At 67.7% G+C, this 24,825-nt stretch carries 21 protein-coding genes; 17 read left to right on the top strand and 4 right to left on the bottom strand.

The window, feature by feature from the left end; all coding sequences use genetic code 11:
• The first annotated feature begins 140 nt into the window (after window positions 1-140).
• Window positions 141-1,100, top strand: coding sequence for a lipoyl synthase (lipA, locus tag Q8S30_RS07505; RefSeq protein WP_305665389.1), 960 nt, complete (start codon window positions 141-143; stop codon window positions 1,098-1,100).
• A 163-nt stretch (window positions 1,101-1,263) separates the two neighbouring features.
• Here lipA and Q8S30_RS07500 read toward each other — a convergent pair whose 3' ends face one another.
• From Q8S30_RS07500 to Q8S30_RS07490, 3 genes are read right to left on the bottom strand one after another with little or no spacing between them, the layout of a single operon-like run.
• Window positions 1,264-1,749, bottom strand: a complete 486-nt coding sequence (locus Q8S30_RS07500) for a CinA family protein (protein ID WP_305665388.1) — start codon at window positions 1,747-1,749, stop codon at window positions 1,264-1,266.
• A complete protein-coding gene (locus Q8S30_RS07495; RefSeq protein WP_305665387.1) occupies window positions 1,746-2,309 on the bottom strand; it encodes a phosphatidylglycerophosphatase A in 564 nt (187 codons plus the stop codon). Before Q8S30_RS07495 ends, Q8S30_RS07500 begins: the two co-directional genes overlap by 4 nt.
• Before the next feature lie 35 nt (window positions 2,310-2,344).
• A complete protein-coding gene (locus tag Q8S30_RS07490) occupies window positions 2,345-3,484 on the bottom strand; it encodes a bifunctional 2-C-methyl-D-erythritol 4-phosphate cytidylyltransferase/2-C-methyl-D-erythritol 2,4-cyclodiphosphate synthase (protein ID WP_305665386.1) in 1,140 nt (379 codons plus the stop codon).
• A 275-nt stretch (window positions 3,485-3,759) separates the two neighbouring features.
• On the opposite strand from Q8S30_RS07490, the gene dusB reads away from it, so the two are divergent.
• The 14 genes from dusB to Q8S30_RS07420 all read left to right on the top strand — a co-directional run bounded on the left by dusB (window position 3,760) and on the right by Q8S30_RS07420 (window position 21,316).
• A complete protein-coding gene (dusB, locus tag Q8S30_RS07485) occupies window positions 3,760-4,734 on the top strand; it encodes a tRNA dihydrouridine synthase DusB (RefSeq protein WP_371135480.1) in 975 nt (324 codons plus the stop codon).
• Window positions 4,731-5,843 (top strand): nitrogen regulation protein NR(II), encoded by a 1,113-nt coding sequence (locus Q8S30_RS07480; RefSeq protein WP_305665384.1) that lies wholly within the window; start codon window positions 4,731-4,733, stop codon window positions 5,841-5,843. Before dusB ends, Q8S30_RS07480 begins: the two co-directional genes overlap by 4 nt.
• A gap of 13 nt (window positions 5,844-5,856) precedes the next feature.
• Window positions 5,857-7,227: a response regulator gene (locus Q8S30_RS07475; RefSeq protein WP_305665383.1), complete on the top strand. Its 1,371-nt coding sequence runs from the start codon at window positions 5,857-5,859 to the stop codon at window positions 7,225-7,227.
• Between the two features lie 188 nt (window positions 7,228-7,415).
• A complete protein-coding gene (locus Q8S30_RS07470) occupies window positions 7,416-9,752 on the top strand; it encodes a PAS domain-containing sensor histidine kinase (RefSeq protein WP_305665691.1) in 2,337 nt (778 codons plus the stop codon).
• Between the two features lie 20 nt (window positions 9,753-9,772).
• Window positions 9,773-11,194: a sigma-54 dependent transcriptional regulator gene (locus tag Q8S30_RS07465; RefSeq protein WP_305665690.1), complete on the top strand. Its 1,422-nt coding sequence runs from the start codon at window positions 9,773-9,775 to the stop codon at window positions 11,192-11,194.
• 55 nt (window positions 11,195-11,249) lie between these two features.
• Complete coding sequence (locus Q8S30_RS07460; protein ID WP_305665382.1) at window positions 11,250-11,474, top strand: AbrB/MazE/SpoVT family DNA-binding domain-containing protein; 225 nt, start codon at window positions 11,250-11,252, stop codon at window positions 11,472-11,474.
• Entirely contained in the window at window positions 11,471-11,857 is a 387-nt protein-coding gene (locus tag Q8S30_RS07455; RefSeq protein ID WP_305665381.1) for a type II toxin-antitoxin system death-on-curing family toxin, read from the top strand. The genes Q8S30_RS07460 and Q8S30_RS07455 overlap by 4 nt, the downstream gene beginning before the upstream one ends.
• Window positions 11,858-11,960: 103 nt before the next feature.
• Entirely contained in the window at window positions 11,961-13,337 is a 1,377-nt protein-coding gene (trkA, locus tag Q8S30_RS07450; protein ID WP_305665380.1) for a Trk system potassium transporter TrkA, read from the top strand.
• 9 nt (window positions 13,338-13,346) lie between these two features.
• Window positions 13,347-14,918 carry a potassium transporter TrkG gene (locus Q8S30_RS07445; RefSeq protein WP_305665379.1) on the top strand — a complete coding sequence of 524 codons (1,572 nt, stop codon included), beginning with the start codon at window positions 13,347-13,349 and terminating at the stop codon, window positions 14,916-14,918.
• A gap of 207 nt (window positions 14,919-15,125) precedes the next feature.
• On the top strand, window positions 15,126-15,359 hold the full coding sequence (gene hfq, locus Q8S30_RS07440; RefSeq protein ID WP_066812964.1) for an RNA chaperone Hfq: 234 nt from the start codon (window positions 15,126-15,128) through the stop codon (window positions 15,357-15,359).
• Window positions 15,360-15,415: 56 nt separating this feature from the next.
• A complete protein-coding gene (hflX, locus tag Q8S30_RS07435) occupies window positions 15,416-16,657 on the top strand; it encodes a GTPase HflX (protein WP_305665378.1) in 1,242 nt (413 codons plus the stop codon).
• 304 nt (window positions 16,658-16,961) lie between these two features.
• Complete coding sequence (locus tag Q8S30_RS07430) at window positions 16,962-18,041, top strand: DUF475 domain-containing protein (RefSeq protein WP_305665377.1); 1,080 nt, start codon at window positions 16,962-16,964, stop codon at window positions 18,039-18,041.
• 313 nt (window positions 18,042-18,354) lie between these two features.
• Window positions 18,355-19,992, top strand: a complete 1,638-nt coding sequence (locus Q8S30_RS07425) for a BCCT family transporter (protein ID WP_305665376.1) — start codon at window positions 18,355-18,357, stop codon at window positions 19,990-19,992.
• A gap of 94 nt (window positions 19,993-20,086) precedes the next feature.
• Window positions 20,087-21,316 carry an aminotransferase class V-fold PLP-dependent enzyme gene (locus tag Q8S30_RS07420; protein ID WP_305665375.1) on the top strand — a complete coding sequence of 410 codons (1,230 nt, stop codon included), beginning with the start codon at window positions 20,087-20,089 and terminating at the stop codon, window positions 21,314-21,316.
• 188 nt (window positions 21,317-21,504) lie between these two features.
• Here the strand turns inward: Q8S30_RS07420 and Q8S30_RS07415 are convergent, their stop codons facing one another.
• Entirely contained in the window at window positions 21,505-21,729 is a 225-nt protein-coding gene (locus Q8S30_RS07415; protein WP_305665374.1) for a hypothetical protein, read from the bottom strand.
• Window positions 21,730-22,122: 393 nt separating this feature from the next.
• Here Q8S30_RS07415 and Q8S30_RS07410 point away from each other — a divergent pair, with 393 nt between their 5' ends.
• Complete coding sequence (locus Q8S30_RS07410; protein WP_305665373.1) at window positions 22,123-23,535, top strand: deoxyribodipyrimidine photo-lyase; 1,413 nt, start codon at window positions 22,123-22,125, stop codon at window positions 23,533-23,535.
• A 75-nt stretch (window positions 23,536-23,610) separates the two neighbouring features.
• On the top strand, window positions 23,611-24,825 hold the full coding sequence (locus Q8S30_RS07405; RefSeq protein WP_305665372.1) for a cyclopropane-fatty-acyl-phospholipid synthase family protein: 1,215 nt from the start codon (window positions 23,611-23,613) through the stop codon (window positions 24,823-24,825).

Below are 24,825 nucleotides of genomic sequence, written 5' to 3'. Positions count from 1 at the left end.
ATCAATGTAACCCCGATGCTGCGTTGCCGCAATGCGCTGGCAGCAAGATGCGCGGCGCATGGCCGCCCTGCAGACCCCGCAGCGGCTTTGCCATTCGCGTTGCGATTTGCTATTGCCGTTGCAACGGCAGGAGAAAGCCCATGTCCCCCCGCGATCTGACCATCCCCGACCAGCGCCACCCTGAAAAGGCGCATCGCCCCGATCAGGAGCAGCCCAAGAAGCCGTCCTGGATCCGCGTCAAGGCGCCGACCTCGCAAGGCTACAAGGACACCCGCGACATCCTGAAGGCGAACCGGCTGGTCACGGTCTGCGAGGAGGCCGGCTGCCCGAATGTCGGCGAGTGCTGGAGCCAGGGCCACGCCACCATGATGATCATGGGCGAGATCTGCACCCGCGGCTGCACCTTCTGCAACGTCGCCACCGGCAAGCCGCAGACCCTCGATGCGTTCGAGCCGGGGCGGGTCGCCCATGCCGTCGCCACGTTGGGGCTGAACCATGTGGTCATCACCTCGGTCGACCGTGACGATCTGGAGGATGGCGGCGCCGATCACTTCGCCCAGACCATCCGCGCCGTGCGCCACCGCGCGCCCGGGACGACCATCGAAGTGCTGGTGCCTGACTTCCTGAAATGCGCCCCCTCGGCGCTGGAGACCGTGGTGGCGGCGCGCCCCGATGTCTTCAACCACAACCTTGAAACCGTGCCCGGCCTCTACCCCGAAGTGCGCCCCGGCGCGCGCTATTTCCACTCGCTGCGGCTGCTGCAGCGGGTGAAGGAGCTGGATCCGACGATGTTCACCAAATCCGGCATCATGGTCGGTCTGGGGGAAGAGGGTCCGGCAGTGCGGCAGGTGATGGATGACATGCGCGCCGCCGATGTGGATTTCCTGACCATCGGCCAGTATCTGCAGCCCACCCCCAAGCACCACCGGGTCGACCGCTTCGTGCCGCCGGAAGAATTCGCCGCCTATGAGAAAGCCGCCTATGGCAAGGGCTTCCTGATGGTCTCGGCGACGCCGCTGACGCGCTCGTCCTATCACGCGGGCGATGATTTCGCGCGGATGCGCGCGGCCCGGCTGGAGAAGCTGGGCGCGGGGGCCTGAAGCAGGAAGGGGGCCTTCTGCCCCCTCTTTGCCTGCGGCAAATTCACCCCCGAGGATATTTGGACCAAAACGAAGCTGGAAGGGGTCGAACCTCTTGTATTCGTTCTGGTCCAAATATCCCGGGGGGGGGTCCGAAGGACGGGGGGCAGCGCCCCCCTTCTTCTTACCTTGCCGCCCCGATCAGCAGGTCCAGGGCATGATCGACCGTCGCCGCCCGCACCGCGCTGCGGCCGAGGGCGCTGAACTCCACCGTTTCCACATGCGTGTCGCCTCCGCGGCGGGCGAGGCCGAAGCAGACGCGGCCTTCGGGCTTGTGCTCTGACCCGCCGGGGCCCGCGATGCCGGTGACGGAGACGGCGAGGTCCGCCCCTGAGCCGATCAGCGCGCCCACCGCCATTTCCAGCGCCACCGCCTCGCTGACCGCGCCATGCTCGGCCAGCGTCTCGGCGCGCACGCCGAGCATCTCCTGCTTGGCGGCGTTGGAATAGGTGACGAAGCCGCGATCAAAGACCTCCGACGAGCCCGCCACTTCGGTGATCGCGCCCGAGATCAGGCCGCCGGTGCAGCTTTCGGCGGTGGCGATGGTCAGGCCGGCGGCGCGGGCGACCGTAAGCAGGTCGGCGGCGAGGAGTTCGGCAGCGCGGGTCACATGAACACCCCATGCGCGATGCCGGCGGCGATCATCGTCGCCACCCCGGCGAAGAGCCCGGCGAAAAGGTCGTCGAGCATGATCCCCGGCCCGTCGGCGCGGCGGTCGGCGCGGCCGATGATCCAGGGCTTCCAGATGTCGAACAGGCGGAAGAACACGAAGGCGGCGACCCAGCCGGGATAGGGGAAGTGCCAGCTGTCCAGCCCCATCAGCCAGAACCCGGCCGAGGGGAACAGCAGCGCCAGCCATTGCCCCGCCACCTCGTCGATCACCACCTCGGACGGATCCTCGCCCGGCCGGTCCTCCAGCACCCGCCCGCAGGCCCAGAAGCCCGCGGCCGTGGCCAGCAGCGTCGCCGCCAGCAGCAGCCAGACATGGCCGATCCCGTGCAGGACCAGCCCCGCGCCGATGGCGGCGGCCGAGGCCCAGGTGCCCGAGGCGGGGCGCAGGTAGCCGATGCCGCCCACGGTCGCCACCAGCAGCTGCGGGGTCCAGGGCCCGCGGCGCAGCTTCTTCGGCGGGTTCGGGTCCAGCCGCTCTTCCAGCGTCTCGCGTTCCATCTGAAATCCTTTCAGGCGACGAGCGTCGCGTTGGGTCAGGCGACTAGGGTCGCAGTGGCAATGGCGGCGATGCCTTCCTCGCGGCCGGTGAAGCCGAGGCGCTCGGAGGTTGTGGCCTTCACCGATACCCGGTCCACAGCAATCCCCAGGATGCGCGCCAGTTCCGCGCACATCGCTGCGGCATGGGGGCCCACCTTGGGCCGCTCGCAGATCAGCGTCACATCGACATTGGCGATGGTGTAGCCGCGGGTCCGGGCCAAGGCGGCGGCATGGGCGAGGAAGATCTCGCTGGCCGCGCCCTTCCATTGCGGATCGGTGGGCGGGAAATGCCGGCCGATATCGCCTGCCGCCAGCGCGCCATAGATCGCGTCGGTCAGGGCGTGCATGCCGACATCGGCATCGGAATGGCCCAGAAGGCCGCGTCCATGCGGGACTTTGACCCCGCAGAGGGTGACGTGGTCGCCCTCGCAGAAGGCGTGGACGTCAAAGCCGTTGCCCAGTCTTACGTCCATCGCGGGCGCTCCCTTCCGGCGGTGCAGGATCGCCTCGGCCCGGGCGAAATCGCCGGGGAAGGTGATCTTGATGTTCTCCTCCTCGCCCTCGACGATGGTCACGTCAAGGCCGGCGGCGCGGGCGATGGCGACATCGTCGGGCGCCTCCGCCGGGCCAGAGCGATGCGCGGCGAGGATGGCGGCGAGGTCGAAGCCCTGCGGGGTTTGCGCGCGGTAGAGGCCCTCGCGGTCGCGGCTGCCGGTGACGCGGCCCTCGGCGCCGGTCCAGAGCGCGTCCGTTACCGGCAGGGCGGGCGCGGCGCCCGGAGCATGCTCCAGCGCCGCCAGCACGCGGGCGATCAGGGCCGGGCTGGTCAGCGGGCGGGCGCCGTCCTGGATCAGCACGCGGGTCACGCCTGACCCCTCGAGCAGCTCCAGCGCGGCGCGGACGCTGGCGGTGCGGGTGGCGCCGCCGGCGATGAGCGTCACTTCGCCGCCGAATTCGGCAATGCCGCGGGCCATGTCGTCCGGGTGCAGCACCAGCACCGTGCGGCCGATGTGGGCGAAGGCGTCCAGCGTGTGGCGCAGCACGGGCACGCTGCCAAGCGCCTGCCACTGCTTGGGTTCCGGCCCGCCGGCGCGGCTGCCGCGCCCTGCTGCCACGATGATTGCCGCGGTTGTCATGTTGCGGTCCTCCGGGGCCCTGCTGTAACGGAGCCGCCAAGACCGGGCAAGCACCGCGGCGGGGTGTCGCAATGTGTTAATCTTCCGCACATGGCGATGCACCGGGCATGTCTGCCCAAATAACGGGCATACGATAATTTTGGCTGCGCCCGGGCAGGCCAGAGATTGCGATTCCCCGGGCAAGGGATTAGCTCCAACCCAACCGCACAAGGATTAGGCAGTTGTCCATTCAGGTGGCAAACCTCACGCTCGACCCGCCAGTGTTGCTGGCGCCGATGGCTGGCATCACCGATCTGCCGTTCCGGCGGCTGGTCGCGCGCTTTGGCGCCGGGCTGGTTGTGTCGGAAATGGTGGCGAGCGGCGAGATGGTCACGGCGCGTCCCTCGGTGCGGGCGAAGGCGCGAATCGATCTGGGGCTGGACGCGGCGGGGCTGACCTCGGTGCAGCTTGCGGGACGCGAGCCGGGGCCGATGGCCGAGGCGGCGCGGCTGGTTGCCGATCTTGGCGCGCAGATCATCGACATCAACATGGGCTGCCCGGCGAAGAAGGTGACGGGCGGCGCCTCTGGTTCGGCGCTGATGCGGGTGCCCGACCATGCGCTGCGGCTGATCGAGGCGGTGGCGGGCGCGGTATCTGTGCCGGTGACGCTGAAGATGCGGCTTGGCTGGGACAGCGATTGCCTGAACGCGGCGGAGCTGGCGCAACGGGCCGAGGCGGCGGGGGTGCGGATGGTGGTGGTCCACGGGCGCACGCGGATGCAGTTCTACAAGGGCCGGGCGGACTGGGCGGCGATTGCGGCGGTGCGCGCGGCGGTGTGCATTCCGGTGGTGGCGAACGGGGATATCGTCGGCGAGGGCTCGGCGCGGCAGGCGCTGGCGCAGTCGGGCGCGGCGGGGGTTATGGTGGGACGCGGGGCGCAGGGCGCGCCCTGGCGGCTGGCCGAGATTGCCCATGCCCTGCACGGCACCCCGGCGCCCGAGGTGCCCTATGGCGCCGCCCGCGCCGATCTGGTGGCCGAGCATTACGAGGCGATCCTGGGCTTTTACGGCCGCGACCTTGGCCTGCGCATCGCGCGCAAGCATCTGGGTTGGTATGCGGGTGTCGCCGGCGCCGCGTCTTCTTTGCGCGCCGCATTGATGGTGGCGCCCGATCCGGCGGCTGTGCTGGCGCTGGTCCGCAGCGGGTTTGCCGCGACCGATGCCGCAAGCGAGGCGCTGGCCGAGGCCGAGAGCGAGAGGGCCGCCGCATGAAGAAGCGCGCCGCCCCCTATCTGCCCGCGCCCGGCTCGATCTGGGCATCGTTGCCAACCCCGGCGCTGCTGCTGGATGCGCAGGACCGGGTGATCGCCATCAACCCGGCGGCGGAGGCGTTCCTCAACCTCTCCACCCGCTCGATGCAGGGCCAGCCGGTGCTGGACAAGCTGGCCATAGACGCGCCGCTGGAAGAGGTCTTTGCCCGCGCCCGCACCAACCAGTCGGCGCTGTTCCTGAACGATGTCGATGTCGGCACCGGGGAACGGGCGCCGGTGGTGTGCAACCTTCAGGTCGCGCCGCTGAACGACGATCCCACCACCTTGCTGCTGACCATCGCCCCGCGCGAGCTGGCCGACCGGCTCGGCCGCGCGCAAAACGTCAAGTCCGCCGCGAAATCGGCGATCGGCATGGCCGAGATGCTGGCGCATGAGATCAAGAACCCGCTGGCCGGCATTTCCGGCGCGGCGCAGCTGATTTCGATGAATGCCAGCGCCGAGGACCGCGAGCTGACCGACCTGATCGTCGAGGAAACCCGCCGCATCGTGAAGCTGCTGGAGCAGGTGGAGCAGTTCGGCAACCTGCGCCCGCCCGAACAGCGCGCGGTGAACATCCATGACGTGCTGGACCGCGCCCGCCGCTCATCGCTCGTCGGGTTCGCCGCGCATATGCAGATCGTCGAGGATTACGACCCATCCTTGCCCTCGACCCTCGGCGATGGCGACCAGCTGCTGCAGGTGTTCCTGAACCTGCTGAAGAACGCCGCCGAAGCCTCCAAGGGCAAGCCGGGGGTGATCCGCATCCATACCTTCTATGACCTGTCGCTGCGCCTGCGCCGGCGCGATGGCACCGGCCGCGCCGTGCCGCTGCAGGTCGAGATCATCGACAACGGCCCCGGCATCCCGCCCGACATCGCCTCTGAAATCTTCGAGCCCTTCGTGTCGGGGCGCGAGAATGGCACCGGCCTTGGCCTCGCGCTGGTGTCGAAGATCATTTCCGACCACGGCGGCTGGATCAGCGTCGATTCCGTCCCCGGCAAGACCGTATTCCGCATTTCGCTGCCCATCGCGCCAAAAGGCACGGCGGGGGACGGCGATGAGACCGCGTAGGAGAGACTGACCCATGGACGGCACCGTTCTTGTCGCAGATGACGACCGCACGATCCGCACCGTGCTGACCCAGGCGCTGACCCGCGCCGGATGCAAGGTGCACGCGACCTCGTCGCTGATGACGCTGATGCGTTGGGTCGAGGAGGGGAAGGGCGATCTGGTCATTTCCGACGTGATCATGCCCGATGGCAACGGGCTGGAGGCGCTGCCCCGCATCGCCAAGGAACGGCCCGGCCTGCCGGTGATCGTGATCTCGGCGCAGAACACCATCATGACCGCGATCCAGGCCGCCGAAGCCGAAGCCTATGATTACCTGCCCAAACCCTTCGACCTTCCCGACCTGATGAAGCGCGCCGCCCGCGCGCTGGAGCAAAAGCGCCGCGCCGTGCCCGCCAAGACGGCTGAGCCGCGGCCCGAGCCGGGGGATGACCTGCCGCTGGTCGGCCGCACCCCGGCGATGCAGGCGCTCTACCGCTTGGTGGCGCGGGTGATGAACACCGATCTGGCGGTGCTGATCACCGGCGAGAGCGGCACCGGCAAGTCGCTGATCGCCCGCGCGATCCATGACTTTTCCGACCGCCGCACGCTGCCCTTCGTGGTGGCGCAGGCGCAGGACCTGCAAGGCGCCGATGGCCCCTCGGCGCTGATCGCCCGGGCGCGGGGCGGCAGCCTTGTCTTCGACGAGGTCGGCGATTTCGACGATGACGCGCAGGGCCGGATCGTGCGGCTGCTCGACACGCTTGGCAGCAATGCGCCGCGGATCATGGCGACCAGCCAGATCGACCTTGGTCGGCGGATGGAGGGCGGGGGCTTCCGGCAGGACCTGTTCTACCGGCTTGGCGGTGTGACGCTTGCAGTTCCCTCGCTGCGCGAGCGGGTCGATGACATCCCGGCGCTGGCCGAGCATTTCCTGACCCGCGGCGAGCGCGAGGGCTTTGCGCTCCGCCGGCTCAGCGCCGACGCGATGGAGCTGATCCGCGCCTATAGCTGGCCCGGCAACGTGCGCCAGCTGGAAAACACCGTGCGCCGCCTGCTGGTCACCTCGCCCGAGGAAGAGATCGGCCGCACCGAGGTTGAGGCGATCCTGGGCAGCCAGCCTGCCATGGAGCCGATGAAGGGCGGGGGCGAGGGCGACAGGCTGTCTGCTTCCGTCGCCAAGCACCTCAAGCGTTATTTCGACCTGCATGGCGGCGCGCTGCCGCCGCCCGGGCTCTATGGCCGTATCCTGCGTGAGGTAGAGATGCCGCTGATCGAGATCGCGCTGGATGCCACCGCCGGCAATCAGGCCAAATGTGCCGATCTTCTGGGAATCAACCGCAATACCTTGCGCAAGAAGATCACCGAGCTGGATATCCGCGTGACACGCCGCCGCAAGTTGATGTAAAAGCGCCACAGCATCTGTGGCCCGCAGGCGCCAGCGGCGCCGCCACTCTGGCGGGTCCGCGCTGCGCCTCAACGGGCGTGGAGCAGAGGCGCGAGGCATCAGCGTGACGGCAAGATCATGACGGCAACAGCGTGACGGACGAGGACCTGTCTGGCAAAGGCGCGGCCCCCGCGGCACCCCCAGCGTCTCTGCGCAAGCCTGCCCCCGGCAAGGCCAGCGCGCGGTCCTGGGAGCGGCTGGCGCGCCTGCGCCGGCTGAAGCGGGTGCAGAACATCGCGACGATCGGGCTGGTGATCCTTGGCCCGCTGCTGGCCTTCGGCACCTTCATGGCGCTTGGGCCCTTCGATCAGGGCGCCTCCTCCTTCGGCCTGCGTGCCGTGATCCTCGCCGACCTCGTCTATATCCTGCTGGTCGCCGGCCTCGTCTTTGCCCGGCTCGCGCGCATGGTCGCCGCCCGCCGGGCGCATTCCGCCGGATCGCGGCTGCATCTGCGGCTGACCGGCGTATTCGCCGGCATGGCGCTGGTGCCGACCATCCTTGTCGCGGTCTTTGCCGGACTGACGGTGAATATCGGGCTCGAGGGCTGGTTCTCCGACCGGGTGCGGCAGGTGCTTGGCTCCTCGCTCGCCGCCGCCGAGGCCTATGAGGCCGAGCACCGCACCGATCTGGTGACCGATGCCGAGGCGCTGGCCGGCTACCTCAACGTCGCGCGGCAGGCGGCGTTCTTCCTTGCCGACAGCGACCTGCGCCAGCTGCTGACCCAAGGCCAGGCGCAGATCCAGCGCGGGCTGCGCGAGGCCTATGTGATCGACGGTGGCGGCGAGATCCGGGCGCGGGGCGAGCGCAGCTATCTGTTCGATTACGAACTCCCCGGCGCTGCCGACCTTGCTACCGCCGCCACCGGCGAGACCGTGGTGATCCAGGACTGGGACAGCAACGAGTTCCGCGCGCTGGTACGTCTCGAGGCCTATGCCGACCGCTACCTCTATGTCTCGCGCAATGTCGATGGCGAGATCCTCAGCCTGCTGGATGAGACCCGCAAGACCGTGCAGCTGTACCGGCAATTGGAGGCGGACCGGGGTAGGGTGCTGTTCGAGTTCTCGCTGCTGTATCTGGCGTTCGCGCTGATCCTGATCCTCGCTGCCGTCTGGCTCGGCCTGTGGTTTGCGGAACGGCTGTCGCGCCCCGTGGGACGGCTGGCGGGCGCGGCGCAGCAGATCGGCGCGGGAAACCTCGATGTGCAGGTGATCGAAGAGCGCGGCGATGACGAGATTGCGATGCTGGGGCGGATCTTCAACCAGATGACCCGCCAGCTGAAGGGCCAGCGCGGCGCGCTGGTCGCCAGCCACCACCAGACCGAAGAGCGGCGGCGGCTGTTCGATTCCGTGCTGGGGTCCGTCACCTCGGGTGTGATCGGGCTGGGGGCGGATGGGCGCATCGACTTCCTGAACCGCTCGGCCATCCGCCTGTTGGCACTGGACCCCGCGCAGCCGCATGAGGGCCCGATCGGGGAGACGGTGCCGGAGTTCGAGGGGCTGCTGGCGCGGCTGCGCGAGGGTCTGGGCGAGACGGTGCAGGAGGAAATCCGCCTCAGCCGTGAGGGGCGCCTCGAAAGCCTGCTGGTCCGCATGGCCATGCGCCGCGGCGCCGATGGCCGGCTGGAAGGCTATGTGGTCGCCTTCGATGATGTCACCGAGCTCGTCAGCGCGCAGCGCATGGCGGCCTGGGGCGATGTCGCGCGGCGCATCGCGCATGAGATCAAGAACCCGCTGACCCCGATCCAGCTGTCGGCCGAGCGCATCCGCCGCAAGTTCGGGCGCACGATGGAACCGGAGGATGCCGAGGCGCTTGGGCAGATGGTGGACGTCATCGTCCGCCAGACCGGCGATCTGCGCCGCATCGTCGATGAGTTCAGCCGCTTTGCCCGTATGCCGGAGCCTGACCGCCGCGATCACGATCTTGCGAAGCTGATGCGCGATGCTGTGGCTTTGCAGGAAGGCGCGCTACACGGGGCAAGGCTGGTGGCCGATCTGCCCGCCGGGCCGGTGATGGTGGAGCTGGATGCAACGATGATCGGGCAGGCGGTGACGAACCTTGTGAAGAACGCGGGAGAAGCCGTTGAAACACTTGTGGAAAACGGCGCTCCTGAAGGCTACGAGCCCGAGGTGCGGGTCAGCATGACCGAGACCCCCGAACAGATCACGATCCGCATCATGGACAATGGCGCCGGGCTGCCTGCCGACCGGGCGCGGCTGTTCGAGCCTTACGTTACGACACGCGCCAAGGGCACCGGGCTGGGGCTTCCCATCGTCAAGAAGATCGTCGAGGAACATGGCGGCAGCCTGACGCTGACCGACGCGCCCGCCTTCGCCCCCGGCGCCCATCGCGGCGCCCTTGCCGAGATCCGTCTGCCCCGCGCCCGCGCCGGCCGCGGCATCCGCGACGCCGCCCCGCAAGACCCGCAGACCCCATCCGACACCTCTGCCCCCGATACCTCTGCCACAGCCCCGGAGACGCAGCCATGACCCCGAACCGCGACAGCAAGATGGGCGATATCCTGATCGTGGATGACGAGCGCGACATCCGCGAGCTGATCTCGGACATCCTGCGCGACGAGGGCTTCACCACCCGCCTTGCCGCCAATTCCGACGAGTGCATGGCCCAGATCAACGCTGATCCGCCGGCGCTGATGATTCTGGACATCTGGCTGAAGGACAGCCGGATGGACGGGATCGACATCCTCAAATCGGTCAAGCGCGACAATCCCGATGTGCCGGTGGTCATCATCTCGGGCCATGGCAACATCGAAATCGCCGTCGCCGCGATCAAGCAGGGCGCCTATGACTTCATCGAGAAGCCCTTCAACATCGACCAGCTGATGGTGGTCATCACCCGCGCGATGGAAACCAGCCGTCTGCGGCGGGAGAATGTCAGCCTGCGCCGCCGCGATGTCACCTCGTCCGAGATGATCGGCACCTCGCCCGCCTTCCGGGGCCTCAAGGCGCAGCTCGACAAGGTCACGCGGTCGAACGGCCGGGTGATGCTGACCGGGCAGCCGGGGTCGGGCAAGGAGGTCGCGGCGCGCTACATCCATGTCAACTCCAACCGGGCGAGCGGGCCGTTCGTGTCGGTGTCTTCCGCCTCGGTGGAGCCCGAGCGGATGGAAGACGTGCTCTTCGGCCGCGAAAGCGCGGACCGGGGCGTCGAAAAGGGCCTGCTGGAACAGGCGCATGGTGGCATCGTCTATTTCGACGAGGTGGCCGACATGCCGCCCGGTACCCAGTCCAAGATCCTGCGGGTGCTGGTCGAGCAGCAGTTCACCCGGGTGGGCGGCGCCGACAAGGTGCGCGTCGACCTGCGCGTCATCTCCTCCACCACCCGCGACCTGCCGGCCGAGATTGCCGCGGGCCGCTTCCGGCAGGAACTGTTCGACCGGCTGAACGTGGTGCCGATCCCGGTGCCGCCGCTCAGCGAGCGGCGCGAGGATATTCCGGAACTGGCCCGGCATTTCATCGCCATGTTCAACCGTAGCCAGGGCCTGCCGCTGCGCGCCCTGTCGGAGGAGGCAGAGGCGCTGATGCAGACGATGCACTGGCCCGGCAACGTGCGCCAGCTGCGCAACGTGATCGAGCGGGCGCTGATCCTGGGCGAGGGCAATGGCCCGATCGAGGCGCGCGAGCTGCCCGGCCATGCCCCCGATCCGGGCAGCGAGGAGGGCCGCGTGGTGCTGGCCGGCGCGCTGGCGACCCTGCCGCTGCGCGAGGCGCGCGAGCTGTTCGAGCGGGAATACCTGCTGACCCAGATCAACCGTTTCGGCGGCAATATCAGCCGCACCGCCAGCTTCGTCGGCATGGAGCGGTCAGCCCTGCACCGCAAGCTCAAGTCGCTGGGGGTGGTGACCACCTCCAAGGCGGGCGGGCGGATCGCGCATCTGGACGAGGACGAGGACGCGGCGGGCGAGGAGTAGGCTTTCTATCTTAGGTGGGCGCGTGTATACTGACGTATATCCAATGGGTGGTATCATGATCGAAACCAAGATCCGAAAAGTCGGCAACTCGGCCGTCATGACCCTGACGACCGAGATGCTCACCATCCTCGACGTGAAGGAGGGTGATACGCTCTTCGTGATGCGCGGAGACGATGGCAGCCTGAAAATCACGCCGCACGATCCTGAGCTCGCGGCCGCGCTGGCCGCCGCCGAGATCGTGATGGATGAAAACCGCGACCTGCTGCAAGCCCTTGCATGAGCGGGCCGGTCTGGGTTCCGCTGGCTGCTGTCCTTGCGATACATGACCGACAGATAACCCGGCACGGCGGGGCCCCCGGCCTGCGCGACCGAGCGCTGCTCGAGATGGGCTGCACGGGGGCCACGAACCTTGTGGCCTATGCCGAGCCTGGCCTTGCAGAGATTGCCGCAGCCTATGCCTTCGGAATCGCCAAGGCGCATGCCTTCGTGGATGGCAACAAGCGAACCGCCTTTGTGACAGCTATCACCTTCCTGCGCCTGAATGGCTTCGCTTTCCGCCCCGAGCCGATCGAGGGCGTCAGGATGATGGAAGATCTGGCGACGGGAGAGGTCAGCGCGGCGGACTTCGCCAAGTGGCTGTCAGCCGGCATGACCGCGATCTGACTCCGCGAAGATGCCTCGGCTCCGCCGTGGTTGACCTTTCCGGGGCCGCGGGCCATCAAGTGGATCAGTCCGCCCGCGTTCCGGCGGCAGGAGTGACCGGCACATGAAGATCATCATCTGCGGCGCGGGCCAGGTCGGCTGGCAGATCGCGCGGCACCTGTCGGGTGAGAAGAACGACGTCACCGTGGTGGACAGCAATCCCGAACTGGTGCGCCGCGCCGCCGATACGCTGGATGTGCAGGGCGTGGCCGGCTTCGCTTCGTACCCCGACGTGCTGGAGCGGGCAGGGGCGCGGGACGCCGACCTGATCATCGCCGCCACCCATTCCGACGAGGTGAACATGGTCACCTGCCAGGTGGCCCATTCCGTCTTCGGCATCACCCGCAAGATCGCGCGGGTGCGGGCGCAAAGCTATCTGGATGCGATCTATTCCGACCTCTACCGCACTGACCATCTGCCCATCGACGTGGTGATCAGCCCCGAGCGCGAGGTGGCCGAGGCGGCGCTGCAACGGCTCGCCGCGCCCGCGACCTTCGATACCGAGCATTTCATGGGCGGGCGGGTGCAGCTTCTGGGCATCGCGCTCGATGAGGATTGCCCGGTCCTGAACACCTCGCTGCGGCAGCTGACCGACCTCTTCTCGACCCTGCGCGCCATCGTCGCCGGGGTGCGCCGTGAGGGGCGCCTCTTCGCGCCCGAGGCCGAGGATCAGCTTTACGCCGGCGATCAGGTCTATGTCTTCTCGCATGTCGAGGATGCGAACCGCACGCTGGAGATCTTCGGCAAGTCGACCAAGAAGCAGGAGCGCATCGTGATCATCGGCGGCGGCAATGTCGGCCTCGCCGTCGCCCGCGCGCTGGAGCGGCGGACCGACCGGGTGCGCGCCAAGGTGATCGAGCGCGACCGGGCGCAGGCCGAACGCGCGGCGGATGCGCTGGAGCGGACCATCGTGCTGAACGGCGACGGGATGGACATGGACATCCTGCAGGAAGCCAATATCGACCGTGCCGATGCGGTGCTGGTGGTGACCGACGACGACAAGACCAACATCCTGGCCGCCGTGCGCGCCAAGCAGGCCGGCTGCCCGATGGCGATTGCGCTGGTCAATGATCCGACGCTGGTGCCGCTGATGGGCCCCTTGGACATCGACGCCTATATCAACCCGCGCGCCACCACCGTGTCCTCGATCCTGCGCCATATCCGGCATGGGCGGGTGCGCGAGATCTATTCCATCGGCGATGCCGAGGCCGAGGTGATCGAGGCGCAGGTGCTGTCGACCTCGCCGATCTCGGGCCGGATGATCCGCGACATCGAGTTCCCCGAAGGCGTGCTGGTCGGTGCGCTGCTGAAGGGTGAGACGGTCGTCAAGCCGCTTGGCGACACCAAGGTCGAAGAGGGCAATGTGATCCTCCTGTTCGTGATGGCGGGCGACGTGCCGGAGGTCGAGCGCCTTCTGCAGGTCTCGATCGACTTCTTCTAGGCCCGCCTGATGGGCAAGATCCTCGAACTGCCGCTGCTGGTGATCCTGATGGGGGTGGGGGCGCTGGCGATGCTGGTGCCGGCGCTGCACGCATGGGCGATCCGCGATTGGGACGTGGCGCGGGCCTTCCTGTTCCCGGCGGTGCTGTTCCTGGTGCTGACGGCGCTGATCGGCATCGCCTCGGCCGCGCGGCGCCCCGCGAACCCGGCGCGCAGCCACCTGCTGGCGATGCTGGGGGCCTTCGTGCTGCTGCCGCTGATGCTGGCGGTGCCGATGAACGAGGCGGTGCGCGATACCGGCTATTTCAACGCCTGGTGGGAGATGGTCTCGTCGCTGACCACCACGGGGGCCACGCTGTTCGAGCCGGGGCGGCTGCCGCCCTCGGTGCATCTGTGGCGGGCGCTGGTCGGCTGGCTTGGCGGGTTCTTCATGCTGGTGGCGGGGGTGGCGGTGCTGGCGCCGATGAACCTTGGCGGCTTCGAGGTGACCGGGGACGGCAGTTCCGCGGGCGCCGCGGCGCCGGGCGGCGGATCGGCGCGCACGGCCGGGCAGGGCCAGCCGGGGCCCTCGGTGCGCCGGCCTGGCCGGGCGCTGCGGTCGAGCCAGACCGGCGACCGGCTGGTGCGGCACACACTGGCGCTGATGCCGGTCTATGGCTCGCTGACGCTGGTGCTGTGGTCGGCGCTGTTGATTGCGGGCGACCCGGCGCTGGTGGCGGTCTGTCATGCAATGTCGGTGATGTCGACCTCGGGCATCTCTCCGGTGGGCGGGCTGGCGGGGGCGCAGTCGGGCTTTGTCGGCGAGGGGTTGATCTTCATCTTCCTGCTGCTGGCGCTGTCGCGGCACATGATGCCCGCTGTCGGCACCCGCTGGCGCCCCGCGCCACTGGCCCGCGACCCCGAGATCCGGATGGGGCTTGCGCTGATGGCGGCGGTGCCGGCGGTGCTGTTCCTGCGCCACTGGATCGGCGCGGTCGAGGTGAACGACGTCGAGGATATCCCTGCTGCGGCTGAGGCCGCCTGGGGCGCGGTCTTCACCGTGCTGTCCTTCCTGACCACGACCGGCTTTGAATCCGCCGGCTGGGACGATGCGCGATTCTGGTCGGGGCTGCCGGCGCCGGGGCTGGTGCTGGCCGGCCTCGCGATCATCGGCGGCGGCGTCGCCACCACGGCGGGCGGGGTCAAGCTGCTGCGGGTCTATGCGCTCTACCGGCACGGCGAGCGCGAGTTGCAAAAGCTGGTCCATCCCAATTCGGTCGGCGGCGGCGGGGCCGCGGCGCGGCGGATGCGGCGGCAGGGCGCGCAGGTGGCCTGGGTGTTCTTCGCGCTCTTCGCCATGTCGATCGCGGTGACGATGCTGGCGCTGACGCTGACCGGGCTTGGCTTCTCGCCCGCCACGGTGCTGACCATTTCCGCGCTGTCCAACACCGGCCCGCTGGCGGCCGTCGCGGCCGAGGCGCCGCTGGCCTGGGCGGCGCTTGGCGCGGCGGCCAAGGTGATCCTGGCGGCGGCGATGGTGCTGGGGCGGCTGGAGACGCTGGCGATCATCGCGCTTCTGAACCCCGAGATGTGGCGGGGCTGATCGCCCCCGTGCTCGACGCAAACTGCGGCGCAGAAGCAGCATTACAGGCTGCATCTGCGGCAAGATGGCCACATCGGGACATTTTCGGGTGGAAACTGCCGGAAAGCCGCATCATACTTTGTCAGATCCAGGCTTGCGTTTCTGCTGTCGCAGCTCTGGGGGGCAAGACGCGCGACTGAAACCCAAGGCAAAAAAGGCAAAACAAGAATGGCCGCCGACAAACAGAACCTGCAGGACGCCTTCCTCAACCATGTCCGCAAGACCAAGGTCCCGGTGACGATCTTCCTGATCAACGGTGTCAAGCTGCAGGGCGTCATCACCTGGTTCGACAATTTCTGCGTGCTCCTTCGCCGGGATGGCCAGTCGCAACTGGTCTACAAGCATGCCATTTCCACGATCATGCCCGGCCAGGCGATCTCGCTGTACGAGGGTGAAGACTGACCGATCTCAATATCGTCAAGGACCGGCCCACACGGGCCTTTGTCCTTCATCCGGACATGAAGTCCGGCCCCGGCCATGTGCGGTCCCGGCGCGAGCCGGAGCTGGCACTGGCCGAAGCCGTTGCGCTGGCCATCGCGCTGCCGGATCTCGAGGTTGTCGGGGCCGAAGTCGTGCGCCTGCCGCGCGCGCAGCCGGGCCTGCTGTTCGGCACCGGCAAGGTCGATGAACTGAAGGCGCGGATGGCCGAGGCCGAGGTTGACCTTGTGCTGGTCGATGGCCCTGTCAGCCCCGTGCAGCAGCGCAATCTGGAAAAGGCCTGGAAGGTGAAACTTCTGGACCGGACCGGGCTGATCCTGGAAATCTTCGCCGACCGCGCCCGCACCCGGGAGGGTGTCTTGCAGGTGGAACTGGCCGCGCTGAACTATCAGCGCACGCGGCTGGTCCGCGCCTGGACCCACCTTGAACGCCAGCGCGGCGGGCTTGGCTTTGTCGGCGGCCCGGGTGAGACGCAGATCGAGGCTGACCGCCGCGCCATCGACGAAGAGGTGGTGAAGATCCGCCGCCAGCTTGGCAAGGTGGTCCGCACGCGCGAGCTGCACCGCGCCGCGCGCCGCAAGGTGCCGTTCCCGGTGGTGGCGCTGGTCGGCTATACCAACGCTGGCAAGTCAACGCTGTTCAACAAGATGACCGGGGCCGAGGTTCTGGCCAAGGACATGCTGTTCGCCACGCTCGACCCCACGATGCGGGGCCTCGTGCTGCCCTCCGGCAAGAAGGTGATCCTGTCCGACACGGTGGGTTTCATCTCTGACCTGCCGACGCAGCTGGTCGCCGCCTTCCGCGCCACGCTGGAAGAGGTGCTGGAGGCGGACCTGATCCTGCATGTCCGCGACATCGCCCATCCCGAGACCGAGGAACAGGCGGCGGATGTCGGCGAGATCCTCGAAAGCCTGGGGGTGGACGAGGATGTGCCGATGTTCGAGGTCTGGAACAAGATCGACATGCTCGGCCCCGACATGCGCGCCGCGCTGCTGGCCACCGATGCCCGCACGCCGGGGGTTCATGCCGTTTCCGCGCTGACCGGCGACGGGCTCGACTCGCTGCTGGCCGCCATCGGCTCGGTGCTGGATGAGGAGCGGACCGAGGCCGTCCTGCACCTTGGCTTCGAGGAGGGCCGCGCCCGCGCCTATCTGCACCGCGAGAATGTGGTGCTGGAGGAGACCGAGTTGGAAACCGGCCACCGCATCCATGTGCGCTGGACCGCGCGGCAACGCGCCGCCTATGAGGCGATCCCGGGCTAAGGACCGGGGCGACAGCCCCTTTCGCTCACCCGGCCCGTTGCAAAACCGTCGCAGGGCCCTGCCATGTGCGGGGCCTTAGCTGCGCGCAGTTGACGCGGCTCAAATTTACGTTATGTGCATCTCACGCCTCCTGTAAGGGCAGGGGCGTGTATCGGTGACCGGGCCCCTCTGGCGAGAGTTTGCGGCGCTCTCGTGATGTCGGCGCCACCTATGATGCAAAGCCGACGGAACCCTGTTTCATGATACTGATTTCTTCGCGCATCGCTGCGCGCACCGTTCGCACACCCATCGCAGGGTGGCTGGCATGAACGTGCAACCCATCACCCACACCTCCACCCTTGGCTATTTCAAATGGGCCTTCATCGTCACGGTGGTGGGCCTCGGCCTTGGCCTGTGGCTGGGCTTCACGTCCGAGCATACCATCGGCGGCGCGCTGAAGGTGTTCTTCATCGTCTGCGTGCTGGCGGTGCTGGAAATCTCGCTCTCCTTCGACAACGCCATCGTCAACGCCAACAAGCTCAAGGAAATGACGCCGGTCTGGCAGCAGCGCTTCCTGACCTGGGGCATCTTGATCGCGGTGTTCGGGATGCGGATCCTGTTCCCCGTGCTGATCGTGGTAATCGCGGCCAAGATCGGCCCCTGGCAGGCGATCGTGCTGGCCGCCTCGCAGCCCGAGCAATATGCGGCGATCATGCATGACGCGCATCTGCCGATCGCGGCCTTTGGCGGCACCTTCCTGATGATGGTCGCGCTGAACTTCTTCTTCGACCACGAGAAGGACATCCACTGGGTCGCCTCTATCGAGGATTGGGCCTCGCGCTATTCCTCGATCCGCGGGATCGAGATCGCGGTGGTGCTGGTCATCATGCTGGTCTTCTCGCGGCTGGTAGAGCCGGCCTATGCCAGCGTCTTCATCAGCGCGGCGATCTGGGGTTTGCTGACCTTCCTGCTGGTCGAGGTTCTGGGCGGGATGCTGGACAAGAACGAAGAGGCGATGGCGGGCGCGGCGCGCGGCGGCCTTGGCGCGTTCCTGTATCTGGAAGTGCTCGACGCTTCGTTCTCGTTCGACGGTGTGATCGGGGCCTTCGCGCTGACGCAGAACCTGTTCATCATCGCTATCGGTCTGGGTATCGGCGCGATGTATGTGCGCTCGATGACCATCATGCTGGTGGAGAAGGGCACGCTGGCGCAGTACCGCTATCTGGAGCACGGGGCCTTCTACGCGATCCTGATCCTGTCGGTGATCATGTATGTGCAGACGATCTACCACGTCCCCGAGGTCATCACCGGCCTTGGCGGTGCGGCGCTGATCGGCATCGCGCTGTGGTCCTCGATCCGCTGGAACCGGGCGAACCCTGATGGCGCCGAGCTTGCCGAGGGCTGAGAGCTCGCTTGCGCGCTTGATGTGAGAGATGGAAATGGCCGCCCCGGAATGGGCGGCCATTTGCTTTTTGGGGTGCCGTGATCGCGCCGGGAACCAGTCTGCACAGGGTGGGACGCAGCCATGCCGGCTGCAGCGGTTGCATCTTCACGATTCCGTAGGTATAGGCTGAAAGCGACGTAAATGTCGTATTTGGCCGCAGCGCTGCGTTTCAGCCCGTGCCCTGGCCACAGTCCCACGCCCGTGACAGCGGGCAAGCTTGCGTCCGCAGCCCATGCGCTGCCGTCGCAGACCAAGCCCGAACCAAAGGATTTTCATGACCGATCAAGGCCTTCCAGAGCCCGTTCCCAGCCCTATCGATACTGACTACGAACTGGGGCAGGACAATGTCACCGGCTCTGTCGGCCCGATCGGGTTTGACGTGCACAACCCCGTCTTCGCAATCTCTGGCCTCGCCGTCGTGGCCTTCGTCTTCTACACGCTGGCGCTGCCGGAGCAGGCGGCGGGGGTGTTCGACATGCTCTTTGCCGCCGTCACCCATCGCTTCGACTGGTTCTTCCTGACCGCCGCCAACATCTTCGTGATCTTCTGCCTCGCACTGATCGTGTCCCCCTGGGGCAAGATCCGCCTTGGCGGGCCGGATGCGACGCCGGACTTCGGCTATGTCGGCTGGTTCGCGATGCTGTTTGCCGCGGGCATGGGCATTGGCCTGATGTTCTACGGCGTGTCAGAGCCGCTGAGCCACTTCACCTCGTCCTTTGGCGGCGTGACGGTGGGTGAGGATGGCCTGCGCACCGACTGGGCTCCGCTTGGCGGGGCCGAGGGTGATGCCGAGGCCTCGATGCGGCTGGGGATGGCGGCGACGATCTTCCATTGGGGCCTGCACCCTTGGGCGATTTACGCCGTCGTCGGCCTTGCACTGGCGCTGTTCAGCTACAACAAGGGCCTGCCGCTGACCATCCGATCCGCCTTCCACCCGCTGCTGGGGGACCGGGTCTGGGGCTGGCCGGGGCATGTGATCGACATCCTCGCGGTGTTTGCCACGCTGTTCGGCCTCGCCACCTCGCTTGGCTTCGGGGCGACGCAAGCGAATGCCGGCCTCAATGCCGTCTTTGGCCTGCCCATCGGTCCGGTGACCGAGGTGCTGCTGATCTCCGGCATCACGGCGATTGCGCTGGTTTCGGTACTGCGCGGGCTGGAGGGCGGCGTGAAGCGCCTGTCCGAGATCAACATGGGCCTCGCCATCATCCTGTTGCTGTTCGTGTTGCTGACCGGCCCGACGCTGGCGCTGCTGGCTGGCTTCTTCGACAGCCTTGGCGCTTACTTCGTCTACCTGCCCGCGCTGTCGAACCCCGTGGGCCGCACCGACACCAACTTCGTGCAGGGCTGGACGGCCTTCTACTGGGCCTGGTGGATCAGCTGGTCGCCCTTCGTGGGCATGTTCATCGCCCGCGTCAGCCGCGGCCGCACGGTGCGCGAGTTCCTGATCTCGGTGCTGCTGATCCCCAGCCTTGTCTGCGTGCTGTGGATGAGCGTCTTTGGCGGCGCGGCCCTGCAACAGGTGGTGGCGGATGCCTATACCGCCGCGCAAGAGGCCGATCTGCCGCTGCAGCTGTTCAAGATGCTGGACGCGCTGCCGCTGGCTGGGCTGACCTCGATCATCGGCATCGTGTTGGTGGTGGTGTTCTTCGTGACCTCGTCGGACTCGGGCAGCCTTGTCATCGACACCATCACCTCGGGCGGCAAGGTCGATGCCCCCGCGGCGCAGCGGGTGTTCTGGGCCTGCTTCGAGGGCGCGGTCGCCATCGTGCTGCTGCTTGGCGGGGGCCTCGCGGCGCTGCAATCCATGGTGATCTCCACCGGGTTGCCGTTCACGCTGGTGCTGCTGGCGCTGTGCTACACCATCGTGCAGGGGCTGCGGTCGGAACTGGACGCGCCAGCAAAGCTGGCCTGAGCTTGCCAATCCGCGGGCGCGCGGTCTAGGTTTCGTCCCAACATCGGGGCCCCGTCTCAGGCGGGGCCCCGTTCAGTTTGCAAGGGGACCCGCCATGACCGTTCTGGATACCGATTTCGTCCGCGCCCAGTTTCCGGCCTTTGCCGAACCCTCGCTGGCGGGGCTGGCCTTCTTCGAGAATGCCGGTGGCAGCTATGCCTGCGCCCCGGTGATCGACCGGCTGACTCGGTTCTATCGTGAGAGGAAAGTGCAGCCCTACGCGCCCTATTCCCCCTCGACCCTTGGCGGCGCCGAGATGGACGAGGCCCGCGCCCGGATGGCGGCGATGCTGGGGGTGGCGACCGAGGAGGTGAGCTTCGGCCCCTCGACCACCGCCAACACCTATGTGCTGGCGCAAGCCTTCCTGCGCGGGCTGGAGCCGGGGGCGGCGATCGTGGTGACCAATCAGGACCATGAGGCGAATAGCGGGCCGTGGCGGCGGCTGGGGGAAGAGGGGATCGAGGTCCGCGAGTGGCAGATCGACCCGGAGACCGGGCATCTCGACCCCGCCGCGCTGGCGCCGCTGCTGGCCGACGGGCGGGTGCGGCTGGTCTGCTTCCCGCATTGTTCCAACGTGGTGGCCGAGATCAACCCGGTGGCCGAGATCGTGGCCATGGCCCATGAAGCCGGGGCCTTTGCCTGCGTGGACGGGGTCAGCTATGCGCCGCACGGGCTGCCCGATGTGGGGGCGCTTGGGGCCGACATTTACCTCTTCTCGGCCTACAAGGTTTACGGCCCCCATCAGGGCATCATGGTGATCCGCCGCGAGCTCGGCTTCAAGCTGCCCAACCAGGGCCACTATTTCAACGGCGAGGCGCTCTACAAGCGCTTTACCCCCGCCGGGCCGGACCATGCCCAGATCGCCGCCTGCGCCGGGATCGTGGACTATTTCGACGCGCTCCACGCCCATCATTTCGCGCCCGAGCCGGATGCCGCCCGCCGCGGCGCCGCCGTGCATGACCTGATCCGCGCGCATGAGGCGGCGCTGCTGCAACCGCTGCTGGACCATCTGGCGGCCCGCAACGACCTGCGGCTGCTCGGGCCCCGCGATGCCGCGCGCCGGGCGCCGACCGTGGCCATTGCGCTGGACCGCCCGGCGGAGCCGGTGGCGGTGGCACTGGCGGAACACGGCATCGGCTGCGGCGCGGGGGATTTCTACGCGGTGCGGCCGCTGACGGCGATGGGGGTGGATCTGGGCCGCGGGGTGCTGCGGCTGTCCTTCGTGCATTACACCACGGCGGAGGAGGTTTCGCGGGTGATGGGGGCGCTGGACGCGGTGCTGTAGAAGCGGGGGAGCCTGCTCCCCCGCGCCCCCTCGCTCAAGGAGGGGCCTCGGCCCCTCCTTGAGAAACCTCCCCGAGGATATTTGGGAAAGGCAAAGGGTAAGGGAGTGATCCGGGGGCAGGGGTGGCGCGGTGGGATGCCGAGGACCGTCCGGATAGGTGCTGTCCTGCAACGGAAAGCCCGGCAGGATCAGAAGCCTTGGCGGGTGTCGTAGCCGGGGTAGTATCGCGTTGTTTCGATGATTGCCTCGGGCGGCAGCAGCGACCGCATCCAGCCTTCAAGGTTGTACTGCAGGTCTGTCAGGTAGCGCCCCGCGTGGACGTCTCGCTCGCGCGGGGGCAGCCAGTGGACACGCGTGGACTCAACGGAGATCATGTAAGCGCCATTTGGCGTGTAGCCGATGGAAAGCTGCATGCCTGGATTCCCCGTGGCGAGAGAGCAGATGTGAACCTGCCGCTTGGTATTGATCAGCTTGCAGGCCCCCCTAGTTCTTCGGCCTTCGCGGAGACCTTTCCCACAAGGTCTTCGCGGGTCACTGCGGTGAGGTAATCCTCGTCCACCATGAGGGATGACTGGATCATGGTCTGGACACATGATGCCAGGAAAGCCGAAGCGACCATGAGTGTCATTGCCCTCGGTATCCTCATGCTCATCTCCTCATGCTGCGGGCGGAGTGCATCAGAGCCAGGGTCCCTTATCAATAGCTTGATTGAGGTCTGACCCCGCTGCGGCGGCGCAGCAAAGTTAACACGAGTGATCCGCGGGCTATGTCCCGGCGTAAGCCTTTGACGTGCCTTGAGGATGACCATGACCGACACCCCCCTGATCCTGTGGGTCCGCCGCGATCTGCGGCTTGCCGACCATCCTGCGCTGGCGGAGGCGGCTACGAGCGGGCGGGCGGTGATCCCGATCTTCGTGCTCGATGAGGTGGCGGAGGCCTATGGCGCGGCGCCGAAATGGCGGCTCGGGGAAGGGCTCGCGGCCTATGCACGGGCGCTGGAAGGGATCGGCAGCCGGCTGATCCTGCGGCGCGGGCCGGCGCTGGAGGTGTTGCGGGCGCTGGTGGCCGAGACCGGTGCGGGGGCGGTCTGGTGGCAGCGGGTCTATGACCCGGCGGCGCAGGCGCGCGATACCAAGGTCAAGGCGGCGTTGAAGGCCGACGGGCTGGAGGCGCGGAGTTTCGCCGGGGCGCTGCTGTTCGAGCCCTGGGAGGTGGAGACGGGGCAGGGCGGGTTCTACAAGGTCTATACCCCGTTCTGGAAGGCGGTGAAGGGGCGCGATGTGGCTGGGCCAGCCGCGCCGCCCAAGGCGCTGCGCGCGCCAGAGGCTTGGCCCGCCAGCGACCGATTGGAAGACTGGGCGCTTGGCGCGGCGATGCGGCGCGGGGCGGGGATCGTCGCGAAACACGCGCATGTCGGCGAGGCAAGGGCGCTGGACCGGCTGCACGGGTTTCTTGACGCGCGGGTGCAGGACTACCGCGAGGCGCGGGACTTTCCGGGGCGCGCGGCGACCTCGGGCCTGTCCGAGAACCTGACCTGGGGCGAGATCGGGCCGCGCACGATCTGGCATGGCGGGATGCGGGCGCTGCACGAGGGTGCGGCGGGGGCGGAGCATTTCCTCAAGGAGCTGGTCTGGCGCGAGTTTGCCGCGCATCTGATGCACCACACGCCCGAGATCGCCAGCCGGAACTGGCGCGAGGGCTGGGACGCCTTCCCCTGGCGCGGCGACAGTGACGCCGCCGAGCGCTGGCGCCGCGGCATGACCGGCGAGCCCTTCGTCGATGCGGCGATGCGCGAGATGTATGTGACCGGCACCATGCACAACCGCGCCCGGATGATCGCGGCCAGCTACCTGACCAAGCATCTGCTGACCGACTGGCGGCTGGGGCTGGCCTGGTTCGAGGAGTGCCTGATCGACTGGGATCCCGCCTCGAACGCGATGGGCTGGCAATGGGTGGCAGGCTCCGGCCCCGATGCCGCGCCCTATTTCCGGGTGTTCAACCCCGAGGGGCAGGCCGAGAAGTTCGACGAGGACCGCTCCTACCGGAACCGCTGGATTGCCGAGGGGCAGAAGAGCCCGCCGCAGACGGCGCTCGATTTCTTCGCAGCCTGCCCGAAGGCCTGGGAGCTGAGCCCGGAGCAGCGCTATCCGAAGCCGATGATCTCGCTGGCCGAGGGGCGAGAGCGGGCGCTGGCGGCCTATGCCGCCCGCGACAAGTGACGGGAAGCGGCTTGGGGCATCACCAGAATTGCAACGCGCGGGTAACGGGCTAGACTGATCCGCGCAGGGGGAACCATGGACTATCTGACAACCACGGCCGGGCAAACCGGCCTGCCGCGCTATTTCTCGCATGTGTTCGACGCCACGACCCGCATGGCGCGCGGCCGGCTGGACTTCGTGCTGCCCGACGGGCGGGTGTTCCGCGCCACCGGCGCCGCGCCGGGGCCGGTGGCCACCTTGTGTGTGCATGACCCCGACATATTCGCCCGGCTGGTGCGCGAGGGCGATCTGGGCTTCTGCGAGGCCTATATGGATGGAGCCTGGACCAGCCCCGACCTCATGGCCTTCATGGACCTGCTGCATGCCGGCAATGACGAGATCTATGATGGCTTTCCGGGAATGCGGCTGGTGCGCGCCTGGGAAGGGCTGCGCCACTGGTTCCGCCGCAACACCCGCGCGCAGGCCCGCAAGAATATCGAGGCGCACTACGATCTGGGGAACGCATTCTACGGGCTCTGGCTCGACGATTCGATGACCTATTCCTCGGCCCTCTTCACCACCGGGCAGGAAAGCCTCGAGGCGGGGCAGCGGGCGAAATATGCAAGCCTTGTCGACCGCATGGATGTGCAGCCCGGCGAGCATGTGCTGGAGATCGGCTGCGGCTGGGGCGGTTTTGCCGAATATGCGGCGGGCGAGCGGGGGCTGCGGGTCACCGGGCTCACCATCTCCAAGGCGCAGCACGACTATGCCGTCGCGCGGATCGCGCGGGCGGGGCTGGCCGACCGGGTGGAGATCAAGCTGCAGGACTACCGCGACGAGGCCGGGCAATATGACGGTGTCGGGAGCATCGAGATGTTCGAGGCGGTGGGGGAGAAATACTGGCCCGTGTACTTCGACACGCTGAAGGGCGCGCTGAAGCCGGGGCGGGCGGCATGCCTGCAGATCATCACGGTGGAGGACCGCCGCTTCGAGATCTACCGCAAGGGCGTTGATTTCATCCAGAAGCACATCTTCCCGGGCGGGATGCTGCCGTCACCTTCCGTGCTGCGCCGCGAGGTGGAGCGGGCGGGGCTGTCAGTCTCGGGCAGTTTCGAGTTCGGGCAGAGCTATGCCCAAACCCTTCGCCGCTGGCACGACAGCTTCAACGACCGCTGGGACGAGGTGGCGCAGCTTGGCTTCGATGACCGCTTTCGCCGCATGTGGAACCTCTATCTGGCCTCTTGCGCGGGAGCATTTCAGGGCGGTAACTGTGACGTGACCCAGATCACCGTCAGAAGGCCCGCAGGCTGA

Origin of the sequence: Frigidibacter sp. (genome assembly GCF_030695035.1) — a bacterium.
Taxonomy (GTDB): domain Bacteria; phylum Pseudomonadota; class Alphaproteobacteria; order Rhodobacterales; family Rhodobacteraceae; genus Frigidibacter.
Note: the sequence above shows the minus strand (reverse complement) of the source record. Positions and strands in the feature narration are given on the sequence as shown.